The organism is Blastococcus sp. SYSU DS0539 (assembly GCF_054050855.1).
This window is the reverse complement of record NZ_JBJHAF010000005.1, coordinates 256,735-265,903: the sequence shown is the minus strand read 5'-3', so window position 1 is coordinate 265,903 and position 9,169 is coordinate 256,735. Positions and strand designations below refer to the sequence as shown.

The window sequence follows — 9,169 nt, the reverse complement described above, 5'->3', positions numbered from 1 at the left end:
GGCGGGTGCTCCCCCGCCGTCCGGCCGCACCGGTCAGAGCTGCTCGGTCTCCTGGAAGGAGCCCTCGTCGTACTGGGCCGGCTCGTACCCGGGGGCGTACTCGCCGGTGCCCTGGTAGGCGTCGGTCTCGTAGCCCTCGTCGTAGCTCTCGATCGACGTGGGGATGAACCCGGGCGGGCTGTCCTTGAGCGCGAGACCCATGGCGGCCAGCTTCATCTTGACCTCGTCGATCGACTTGGCCCCGAAGTTCCGGATGTCGAGCAGGTCGGCCTCGGAGCGGGTGACGAGCTCACCGACGGTGTGCACGCCCTCGCGCTTGAGGCAGTTGTACGACCGGACGGTGAGGTCCATGTCCTCGATCGGCATCGAGAAGTTCGCGATGTCGGCGGCCTCGGCCGGGCTGGGCCCGACCTCGATGCCCTCGGCGTCGACGTTCAGCTCGCGCAGCAGGCCGAAGAGCTCGACCAGCGTGGACCCGGCGGACGCGATCGCGTCGCGCGGGGCCATCGAGGGCTTGCTCTCGACGTCGACCACGAGGCGGTCGAAGTCGGTGCGCTGCTCGACACGGGTCGCCTCGACGGCGTAGGTGACCTTGAGGACCGGCGAGTAGATCGAGTCCACGGGGATGCGGCCGATCTCCTGGCCGGGCTGCTTGTTCTGCGGCGCGGGCACGTAGCCGCGGCCCCGCTCGACGACCAGCTCGATCTCGAGCCGGCCCTTGCCGTTCAGCGTGGCGATGTGCAGCTCGGGGTTGTGCACCTCGACGCCGGCCGGCGGGGCGATGTCCGCCGCCGTGACCTCACCGGGGCCCTGCTTGCGCAGATACATGGTCACCGGCTCGTCGGAGTCGGAGCTGACCACGAGACCCTTGAGGTTCAGGATGATCTCGGTGACGTCCTCCTTGACGCCCGGCACGGTGGTGAACTCGTGCAGGGTGCCCTCGATGCGGATGCTGGTGACAGCGGCACCGGGGATGGACGACAGCAGCGTGCGCCGCAGGGAGTTGCCGAGGGTGTAGCCGAAACCCGGCTCGAGCGGCTCGATGATGAACCGCGAGCGCTGCTCCGAGATGGTCTCCTCGGTCAGCGTGGGGCGCTGTGCGATGAGCATTGCTTCTCCTTCAGGTCCTCCGGCACCCGCCATATGACGCCGTGAGGTGTGGTGCTGGCTCCGGCGGGCATCTGTCCGCCCGCCGGAGCCGGTGGTGCTGTGGTGCTGTGGTGCTTACTTCGAGTACAGCTCGACGATCAGCTGTTCCTGGACCGGGGTGTCGATCACCTGGCGGGCCGGGATGCTGTGCACGAGCACGCGCAGCTGGCTGCTGATGACCTCGAGCCAGGCCGGCACGGGACGCTCGCCGGCGCGGGCCTGGGCGATCTCGAACGGCAGCATCGTGCGCGACTTCTCCGCGACCTCGATGATGTCGTTCTCGCTGACCCGGTAGGACGGGATGTCGACCTTGCGGCCGTTCACCCGGATGTGGCCGTGGCGCACCAGCTGGCGGGCCATGTCGCGGGACTCGGCGAAGCCGGCCCGGTAGACCACGTTGTCCAGCCGCGACTCGAGGATCTGCAGCAGGACCTCACCGGTCTTGCCCGTCTTGCGGTTGGCCTCTTCGTAGTAGCCACGGAACTGCTTCTCCAGCACGCCGTAGATGCGGCGGGCCTTCTGCTTCTCGCGCAGCTGCAGCAGGTACTCGCTGTCCTTGCTGCGACCCCGGCCATGCTCGCCCGGCGGGTACGGCCGGATCTCGATCGGGCACTTCGGGGACTCGCACTTGCTGCCCTTGAGGAACAGCTTCATCTTCTCGCGCCGGCACATGCGGCAGTCGGCTCCGGTGTAACGGGCCACGTCTATCTACCTCTTCGTCTCGTCAGTGACCGGTCAGACCCGGCGGCGCTTCTTGGGGCGGCAGCCGTTGTGCGGCTGCGGGGTGACGTCCTGGATCTGCCCCACCTCGAGGCCGGTGGCCTGGAGCGAGCGGATCGCGGTCTCCCGGCCGGAGCCGGGGCCCTTCACGAAGACGTCCACCTTGCGCATGCCGTGCTCCTGCGCCTTGCGGGCCGCGTTCTCGGCGGCCATCTGCGCGGCGAAGGGGGTCGACTTGCGGGAGCCCTTGAAGCCGACGTGGCCGGCTGAGGCCCAGCTGATCACGTTCCCGTTGGGATCGGTGATCGAGACGATCGTGTTGTTGAACGTGCTCTTGATGTGCGCAGCACCGTGAGCGACGTTCTTCTTCTCCTTGCGGCGGACCTTCTTGGCACCGGCCGCGGCGCGAGCCCTGGGAGGCATATGTCTGTCGGGTTCCTTCTCTTCGTGGCCTAGAGAGGCAGCACGCGTGCACGTCGACGCTCCCCCCTCACGGGATCTGCGACGACGCGCGCTCGCGGCTTACTTCTTGCCGGCCTTCTTCTTGCCGGCGATGGTCTTGCGCGGGCCCTTGCTGGAGCGCGCGTTGGTCTTGGTGCGCTGACCGTGCACCGGGAGACCGCGGCGGTGCCGCAGTCCCTGGTAGGAACCGATCTCGATCTTCCGGCGGATGTCGCCGGCGACCTCGCGCCGCAGGTCACCCTCGACGCGGAAGTGCTCGTCGATGTAGTCGCGCAGCTTCAGCAGGTCCTCGTCACTGAGGTCCTTGGCGCGCAGGTCCGGGCTGACGCCCGTCGCGGCCAGGGTCTCCTTGGCGTGGTGCTTGCCGATGCCATAGATGTAGGTGAGCGCGATCTCCATCCGCTTCTCGCGGGGCAGGTCGACGCCAGCCAGTCGTGCCATGTTCAGGTACTCCCTCAGCCCTGGCGCTGCTTGTGCCGGGCGTTGTCGCAGATGACCATGACCCGGCCGTGCCGGCGGATCACCTTGCACTTGTCGCAGATCTTCTTCACCGACGGCTGGACCTTCACCGGTGCCGCCCCTCATTCCTCGAAATCGATGTGCCGCGACCCCGCACGCTGCGCGGGCCGCCGGCGGTCACTTGTAGCGGTAGACGATGCGACCGCGCGTCAGGTCGTAGGGCGAGAGCTCCACGACCACGCGGTCCTCGGGCAGGATGCGGATGTAGTGCTGACGCATCTTGCCGCTGATGTGGGCGAGCACCCGGTGTCCGTTCTGCAGCTCGACCCGGAACATCGCATTGGGCAGCGGCTCGACGACGCGACCCTCGACCTCGATGGCCCCGTCCTTCTTCGCCATGCCCGACACGCACTCCTTGACTCGGTGGTACTGGATCCTCGTGCGCCCGCGCCGGTGCCCGGCTGGACGCGCTCGGAGATTGCAGAACAGGTGGTGCTGACGCTCTCGCAGAGGGCGTTCCGGATCATGCGGCCACAGCACGACGACGGAACGGCGCTAGCGCCACAGAAGATCGTACCCCGACGCCCCACCTGTCACCAACCCGGCCCGATGAGGGGTGGGCTACACCCCTCATCGGTCAGCTGTCAGGCGCGTGCGGTGATCCCGAACGGGGCGAGCCCGGCGACGCCGCCGTCCTCGGCCGTGAGGACCCACGGGCCCTCCGGGGTGATGGCGACCGTGTGCTCGAAGTGGGCGGCGCGGGACCCGTCCTTGGTGACCACGGTCCAGCCGTCCTCGAGCTCGACCGTCGCCGGGTCGCCCACGGTGACCATCGGCTCGATGGCCAGTGCGAGCCCGGGCACCAGCTTCGGCCCGCGGCCGGGGCGTCCGTAGTTCAGAACGTGCGGGTCCTGGTGCATCTCCGTCCCGATGCCGTGACCGCCGTAGTTGTCGACGATCCCGTACGGGTGGGGCTCGTCCCGGATCGCCTGCTCCACCGCCGAGCTGATGTCGGTGAGCCGGCCACCGGCCACGGCCCGGGCCAGCCCCGCCCACATCGAGCGCTCGGTCACCGCCATCAGCGCCGCGTCCTCGGCGGAGGGCTCCCCCACCGTCACCGTCACGGCGGAATCGCCGTGCCAGCCCTGCAGGATGGCGCCGCAGTCGATGGAGACGTTGTCGCCCTCGGCCAGCGCCCGGCTCTTGTTCGGGATGCCGTGCACGATCTCGTCGTTGATCGACGCGCAGATGCTGCCGATGAACCCGTGGTATCCGAGGAACGACGGGACCGCGCCCGCGCTGCGGATGTGGTCCTCGGCGATCGCGTCGAGCTCACCGGTGGTCACCCCGGGCCGGATGGCGGCCCGGACGGCGGCGATGGCACCGGCGACGACGAGGCCCGCGCCACGCATCAGCTCGATCTCGTGCGGGGTCTTGATCTGGATCATGCGTCCACTCCACTTGGCGAGCAGCGGAAGGCGGCCGAGGATCCCGCCGGTCATGTGCAGATCCGCCTCCGGTACCCGGTGTTCAGTCTGCGCTCGGCTGTGCGCGGTCCGCACCGAGCGCGGCGAGCGCCCGGGCGGTGACCTCCTCGACCGCACCGATCGCGTCGATGCGGGCCAGCAGACCTTCGTCCTCGTAGAACCCGGACAGCGGCGCGGTCTGTTCCCGGTAGACCTTCAGCCGGTGCCGCACCGTCTCGGGCTTGTCGTCGTCACGCTGGACCATCTGCCCGTCGACCAGCATGCGCCGGCCGGAGAGGCGCCGGACCAGCTCCTCCTCGTCCACGACCAGCTCCAGCACCCGGTCCAGGGCCTGCCCGTCCGCGGCGAGGGAGTCCCGGAGCTGCTCGGCCTGCGGGATGCTGCGCGGGAAGCCGTCGAGCAGGAAGCCGTTCGCGGCGTCCGGCTCGGCCAGCCGCCCGGACACCATCGCCACCGTGATCTCGTCGGGGACGAGCTCCCCGGAGTCCAGGTAGGCCTTGACCTGCTTCCCCAGCTCCGTCTGCCCGCTGACGTTCGCCCGGAAGATGTCACCGGTCGAGATCGCCGGGATGCCGAGTTCGCCGGCGATGACCTGCGCCTGGGTGCCCTTGCCCGCTCCGGGAGGGCCCAGGAGGACGACGCGCACTACTTCAGGAACCCTTCGTAGTTGCGCTGATTCAGTTGCGTCTCGATCTGCTTCACCGTCTCCAACCCCACTCCGACCATGATCAGGACAGCCGTCCCACCGAACGGGAAGTTCTGGTTCTGCCCCTCCTGCGTGATCGACAGGAAGAGGTTCGGCAGGACGGCGACCAGACCCAGGTAGATCGAGCCCGGAAGGGTGATCCGGGACAGGACGTACTGCAGGTACTCGGCGGTCGGCCGACCCGGCCGGATGCCCGGGATGAAGCCGCCGTAGCGCTTCATGTCGTCGGCGCGTTCCTCCGGGTTGAACGTGATCGACACGTAGAAGTACGTGAAGAAGATGATCATCGCGAAGTAGACGGCGACGTGCACGGGGCTGCTCTGGTCGATGATGTAGTTCTCGAAGAACTGGCGCACCGCGCCGGTCTCGCTGCCCTGCAGCTGCGTGATGAGCTGGGGCAGGTACAGCAGCGACGAGGCGAAGATGACCGGGATGACGCCGGCCTGGTTCACCTTGAGCGGCAGGTAGGTCGACGTGCCGCCGTACATCCGGCGGCCGACCATCCGCTTGGCGTACTGCACCGGGATGCGGCGCTGGGCCTGCTCGACGTAGACGACCGTGCCGATGATGACGACGGCGAAGGCGCAGACGACGGCGAAGACGACGCCGCCGCGGGTCTGCAGGATCGACCCGCCCTCGGCGGGAATCCGCGCGGCGATCGAGGTGAAGATCAGCACGGACATGCCGTTGCCGATCCCCTTCTCGGTCAGCAGCTCGCCGAGCCACATGATCAGCGCCGTGCCGGCGGTGAGCGCGACGACCAGGATGACCGTCGTCCAGACGGACTCCGACGGGATGATCTGCTCGGCGCAGTTCGGGAAGAGCTGGCCGCTGCGCGCGAGGGCGATGATCCCGGTGCTCTGCAGGACGGCGAGGGCGATCGTGAGGTACCGGGTGTACTGGGTCAGCTTGGCCTGACCCGACTGCCCTTCCTTCTTCAGCTGCTCGAACCGCGGGATCACCACGACCAGCAGCTGCACGATGATGCTCGCCGTGATGTACGGCATGATCCCGAGCGCGAACACGCTCAGCCGGAGCAGCGCGCCGCCGGAGAACAGGTTGACCAGCGAGTAGATGTCCCGCTGGTCGGAGGCCTGGGCCTGCTCGAGGCAGCTGTTGATCGCCTCGACCGAGACCCCGGGCCCCGGCACGGCCGCACCCAGCCGGTAGACGGCGATGATCGCCAGGGAGAACAGCAGCTTGCGCCGGAGGTCTGGCGTCCGGAACGCCGCGGCGAACGCCTGCAGCACGTGCCCTCCCCTGATCGGTCGAGTGAGGTTAGCAACGAGCCCGGCCGCGGAACGCGGCCGGGCAGCAGACGACCCCCGCGGGAGCGGTTGTCCGCGCTCGCGGGGGTCGCCGGCCGTCAGATGCGGGTGGTGCTGCCTCCGGCCGCGGCGATCTTCTCGGCCGCGGAGGCGGAGAAGGCGTGCGCGTGCACGTCGACCTGCACGCCGCCGAGCTCGCCAGTGCCGAGCACCTTGACCGGCTGCCCGCGCCGCACGGCGCCGGCCTCGACCAGGGTGTCCGGGTTGACGACCCCGCCCTGCGGGAACAGTGCCGCGATCCGGTCGAGGTTGACGACCTGGAAGACGACCTTGTTCGGCGACTTGAAGCCCGAGAGCTTGGGCAGCCGCATGTTGAGGGGGGTCTGCCCGCCCTCGAACCGCGCGGAGACCGTGCCCCGCGCGCCGGTGCCCTTGGTGCCGCGCCCGGCGGTCTTGCCCTTGGAACCCTCACCGCGACCCACGCGGGTCTTGGCGGTGTGGGCGCCGGGGGCCGGACGCAGGTGGTGGACCTTGAGAGTCATGAGATGTCCCTACTAGCGCTTCGTCGGACCAGCGTCAGCTGATCTCTTCGACGGTGACCAGGTGCGGCACCGTCGCGACCATCCCGCGGATCTCGGGACGGTCCTCCTGGACGACCGAGTCGTTGATCCGCTTGAGGCCCAGCGAACGCAGCGTCTGGCGCTGGTTGGGCTTGGTGCCGATGGCCGACTTGACCTGGGTGACCTTCAGCTGTGCCATCTCAGACCCCCTGACCCGCACGCGCACGCAGCATGGCGGCCGGGGCGACGTCCTCGAGCGGCAGACCGCGGCGGGCCGCGATCTCCTCGGGGCGGACGAGGTCCTCCAGCGCCTGCATGGTCGCGTGCACGATGTTGATCGGGTTCGACGAGCCCAGGCTCTTGGAGAGCACGTCGTGGATCCCGGCGCACTCGAGCACGGCACGCACCGGACCACCGGCGATGACACCGGTACCGGGGCTGGCCGGCTTGAGCAGCACGACACCGGCGGCCGCCTCACCCTGCACCGGGTGCGGGATGGTGCTGGCGATGCGGGGCACCTTGTAGAAGTGCTTCTTGGCCTCCTCGACGCCCTTGGCGATCGCCGCGGGCACCTCCTTGGCCTTCCCGTAGCCGACGCCCACGGTGCCGTCACCGTCGCCCACGATCACCAGGGCGGTGAAGCTGAAGCGCCGACCGCCCTTGACGACCTTGGACACGCGGTTGATGGCGACCACGCGCTCGATGTAGTTGCTCTTCTCGGCGGGCGCGCCTCCGGGGCCCCGCCCGCCGTCACGGCGGTCGCGGCGGTCGTTACCGCCGCCGGCGCCGCCGCCGCGTCGCTGTGGTCCTGGCATCAGACGTCCCTCTCGATCTGCTCGCTCGTGCTGGTGGGGTGGGTGGTCATCAGAAGTCCAGCCCACCCTCGCGGGCACCGTCGGCCAGGGCGGCGATGCGCCCGGCGTAGCGGTTGCCCCCGCGGTCGAAGACGACCGCCGAGATGCCGGCGGCCTTCGCGCGCTCGGCCACCAGGGCGCCCACCTGACGGGCGAGGGCGGACTTGTCGCCCTCGGTGCCGCGCAGGCCGGCGTCCATCGTGGAGGCGCTCACCACGGTGCGGCCGACGGTGTCGTCGACGACCTGCACGTGGATGTGGCGCGCGCTGCGCTTGACGACCAGGCGCGGACGCTCCGCCGTGCCCGCGACCCGCTTGCGCAGCCGGTTGTGGCGGCGCAGCCGCGACGTGCGGCGCGCCGTGCTGATGTCTGTGCCGACGGGCTTGTGCACCCGGGCGGCCTTCTCTGCCTGAGCCATCACTTACCCGTCTTCCCGACCTTGCGCTTGACGACCTCGCCCTGGTACCGCACGCCCTTGCCCTTGTACGGGTCGGGCTTGCGGATCTTGCGGATCTTGGCCGCCACCTCGCCGACCAGCTGCTTGTCGATGCCGCTGACCCGGAGACGGGTCGGGGACTCGACGGCGAAGGAGATCCCCTCGGGGGCCTTCACCGGCACGGGGTGGCTGTAGCCCAGGGCGAACTCGAGGTCCGAGCCGCGCGCCTGGACGCGGTATCCGACACCGACGATCTCGAGGGTCTTGGTGTACCCCTCGGTGACGCCGGTGATCATGTTGGCGATCAGAGTCCGCGAGAGCCCGTGCAGGGCGCGGTTCTGCCGCTCGTCGTTGGGGCGCTGCACCCGCAGCGTGCCGTCCTCGTCGCGCTCGACGGTGATCGGCGCGGCGACCGTGTGGCGAAGCTCGCCCTTGGGTCCCTTCACGCTGACCGTCTGACCGTCGATGGCGACGTCGACACCACCGGGCACCGCGATCGGGAGTCGTCCGATCCGTGACATCTCTGCTCGCTCCTCTTACCAGACGTAGGCGAGGACTTCCCCACCCACGCCCTTCTTGTTCGCCTGCTTGTCGGTCAGCAGCCCGGTCGAGGTCGAGATGATCGCCACGCCGAGGCCGCCGAGCACCTTGGGCAGTGCGGTGGACTTCGCGTACACCCGCAGACCGGGCTTCGAGACCCGCCGGACCCCGGCGATGCTGCGCTCGCGGTTGGGGCCGTACTTGAGGTCGACGACCAGCTGCTTGAACGGGTTGCCGTCCTTGTCGGTCTCGTCGACGCGCCAGCCGGCGATGTAGCCCTCCTGCTGGAGGATCTCGGCGATGTGCGTCTTGAGCTTCGACGACGGCATGACCGCGGAGTCGTGGTACGCCTGGTTGGCGTTCCGCAGACGCGTCAGCATGTCTGCGATCGGGTCGGTCATGGTCATGGCGTAGTGGTGCCTCTCTCGCCGCGGTTCCTCATGCGCCGGGTCTTCCCGGACTTGGCGCGTGGGCCTCTCGGCGATCGGTGGTGCTCGGATGGAACGGCCCCGGAGGGCCGGTGCTGCT

General features: G+C 69.3%; 15 protein-coding genes. All 15 read right to left on the bottom strand.

Annotation, left to right across the window (positions count from 1 at the left end):
• Positions 1-33 precede the first annotated feature (33 nt).
• The 15 genes from ACI790_RS09025 to rpsH all read right to left on the bottom strand — a co-directional run bounded on the left by ACI790_RS09025 (position 34) and on the right by rpsH (position 9,042).
• Positions 34-1,110, bottom strand: coding sequence for a DNA-directed RNA polymerase subunit alpha (locus ACI790_RS09025; protein WP_456569443.1), 1,077 nt, complete (start codon positions 1,108-1,110; stop codon positions 34-36).
• A gap of 114 nt (positions 1,111-1,224) precedes the next feature.
• Positions 1,225-1,851 (bottom strand): 30S ribosomal protein S4, encoded by a 627-nt coding sequence (gene rpsD, locus ACI790_RS09020; RefSeq protein ID WP_456569442.1) that lies wholly within the window; start codon positions 1,849-1,851, stop codon positions 1,225-1,227.
• 33 nt (positions 1,852-1,884) lie between these two features.
• Positions 1,885-2,292 carry a 30S ribosomal protein S11 gene (rpsK, locus tag ACI790_RS09015; RefSeq protein WP_014377968.1) on the bottom strand — a complete coding sequence of 136 codons (408 nt, stop codon included), beginning with the start codon at positions 2,290-2,292 and terminating at the stop codon, positions 1,885-1,887.
• 99 nt (positions 2,293-2,391) lie between these two features.
• Positions 2,392-2,772 carry a 30S ribosomal protein S13 gene (gene rpsM / locus ACI790_RS09010; protein ID WP_456569441.1) on the bottom strand — a complete coding sequence of 127 codons (381 nt, stop codon included), beginning with the start codon at positions 2,770-2,772 and terminating at the stop codon, positions 2,392-2,394.
• Between the two features lie 14 nt (positions 2,773-2,786).
• Positions 2,787-2,900: a 50S ribosomal protein L36 gene (gene rpmJ / locus ACI790_RS09005; protein ID WP_012950458.1), complete on the bottom strand. Its 114-nt coding sequence runs from the start codon at positions 2,898-2,900 to the stop codon at positions 2,787-2,789.
• 67 nt (positions 2,901-2,967) lie between these two features.
• Positions 2,968-3,189, bottom strand: coding sequence for a translation initiation factor IF-1 (infA, locus tag ACI790_RS09000; RefSeq protein ID WP_012950459.1), 222 nt, complete (start codon positions 3,187-3,189; stop codon positions 2,968-2,970).
• Positions 3,190-3,434: 245 nt separating this feature from the next.
• The gene (gene map / locus ACI790_RS08995; protein WP_456569440.1) at positions 3,435-4,292 is read right to left on the bottom strand and encodes a type I methionyl aminopeptidase; all 858 of its coding nucleotides are present in this window, start codon (positions 4,290-4,292) and stop codon (positions 3,435-3,437) included.
• Between the two features lie 28 nt (positions 4,293-4,320).
• A complete protein-coding gene (locus ACI790_RS08990) occupies positions 4,321-4,923 on the bottom strand; it encodes an adenylate kinase (RefSeq protein WP_456569439.1) in 603 nt (200 codons plus the stop codon).
• The gene (secY, locus tag ACI790_RS08985; protein ID WP_456569438.1) at positions 4,923-6,233 is read right to left on the bottom strand and encodes a preprotein translocase subunit SecY; all 1,311 of its coding nucleotides are present in this window, start codon (positions 6,231-6,233) and stop codon (positions 4,923-4,925) included. The genes ACI790_RS08990 and secY overlap by 1 nt, the downstream gene beginning before the upstream one ends.
• 116 nt (positions 6,234-6,349) lie before the next feature.
• Positions 6,350-6,793, bottom strand: coding sequence for a 50S ribosomal protein L15 (gene rplO, locus ACI790_RS08980; RefSeq protein WP_456569437.1), 444 nt, complete (start codon positions 6,791-6,793; stop codon positions 6,350-6,352).
• Between the two features lie 34 nt (positions 6,794-6,827).
• Positions 6,828-7,010 carry a 50S ribosomal protein L30 gene (rpmD, locus tag ACI790_RS08975; protein ID WP_222173664.1) on the bottom strand — a complete coding sequence of 61 codons (183 nt, stop codon included), beginning with the start codon at positions 7,008-7,010 and terminating at the stop codon, positions 6,828-6,830.
• A gap of 1 nt (position 7,011) precedes the next feature.
• The gene (gene rpsE / locus ACI790_RS08970) at positions 7,012-7,626 is read right to left on the bottom strand and encodes a 30S ribosomal protein S5 (protein WP_456569436.1); all 615 of its coding nucleotides are present in this window, start codon (positions 7,624-7,626) and stop codon (positions 7,012-7,014) included.
• A gap of 49 nt (positions 7,627-7,675) precedes the next feature.
• Positions 7,676-8,083, bottom strand: a complete 408-nt coding sequence (gene rplR / locus ACI790_RS08965; RefSeq protein ID WP_456569435.1) for a 50S ribosomal protein L18 — start codon at positions 8,081-8,083, stop codon at positions 7,676-7,678.
• On the bottom strand, positions 8,083-8,622 hold the full coding sequence (gene rplF / locus ACI790_RS08960; RefSeq protein ID WP_456569434.1) for a 50S ribosomal protein L6: 540 nt from the start codon (positions 8,620-8,622) through the stop codon (positions 8,083-8,085). The genes rplR and rplF overlap by 1 nt, the downstream gene beginning before the upstream one ends.
• Positions 8,623-8,637: 15 nt before the next feature.
• A complete protein-coding gene (gene rpsH / locus ACI790_RS08955; RefSeq protein ID WP_456569433.1) occupies positions 8,638-9,042 on the bottom strand; it encodes a 30S ribosomal protein S8 in 405 nt (134 codons plus the stop codon).
• Between the last annotated feature and the right edge of the window lie 127 nt (positions 9,043-9,169).

Excerpts from the sequence above, each read along its gene's own strand:
- ACI790_RS09025 (WP_456569443.1), bottom strand. The coding sequence starts at position 1,110 with ATGCTCATCGCACAGCGCCCCACGCTGACCGAGGAGACCATCTCGGAG.
- infA (WP_012950459.1), bottom strand. The coding sequence starts at position 3,189 with ATGGCGAAGAAGGACGGGGCCATCGAGGTCGAGGGTCGCGTCGTCGAG.
- rplO (WP_456569437.1), bottom strand. The coding sequence starts at position 6,793 with ATGACTCTCAAGGTCCACCACCTGCGTCCGGCCCCCGGCGCCCACACC.
- map (WP_456569440.1), bottom strand. The coding sequence starts at position 4,292 with ATGACCGGCGGGATCCTCGGCCGCCTTCCGCTGCTCGCCAAGTGGAGT.
- rpsM (WP_456569441.1), bottom strand. The coding sequence starts at position 2,772 with ATGGCACGACTGGCTGGCGTCGACCTGCCCCGCGAGAAGCGGATGGAG.
- rplF (WP_456569434.1), bottom strand. The coding sequence starts at position 8,622 with ATGTCACGGATCGGACGACTCCCGATCGCGGTGCCCGGTGGTGTCGAC.
- rplR (WP_456569435.1), bottom strand. The coding sequence starts at position 8,083 with ATGGCTCAGGCAGAGAAGGCCGCCCGGGTGCACAAGCCCGTCGGCACA.
- rpsK (WP_014377968.1), bottom strand. The coding sequence starts at position 2,292 with ATGCCTCCCAGGGCTCGCGCCGCGGCCGGTGCCAAGAAGGTCCGCCGC.
- rpmD (WP_222173664.1), bottom strand. The coding sequence starts at position 7,010 with ATGGCACAGCTGAAGGTCACCCAGGTCAAGTCGGCCATCGGCACCAAG.
- rpsE (WP_456569436.1), bottom strand. The coding sequence starts at position 7,626 with ATGCCAGGACCACAGCGACGCGGCGGCGGCGCCGGCGGCGGTAACGAC.
- rpsH (WP_456569433.1), bottom strand. The coding sequence starts at position 9,042 with ATGACCGACCCGATCGCAGACATGCTGACGCGTCTGCGGAACGCCAAC.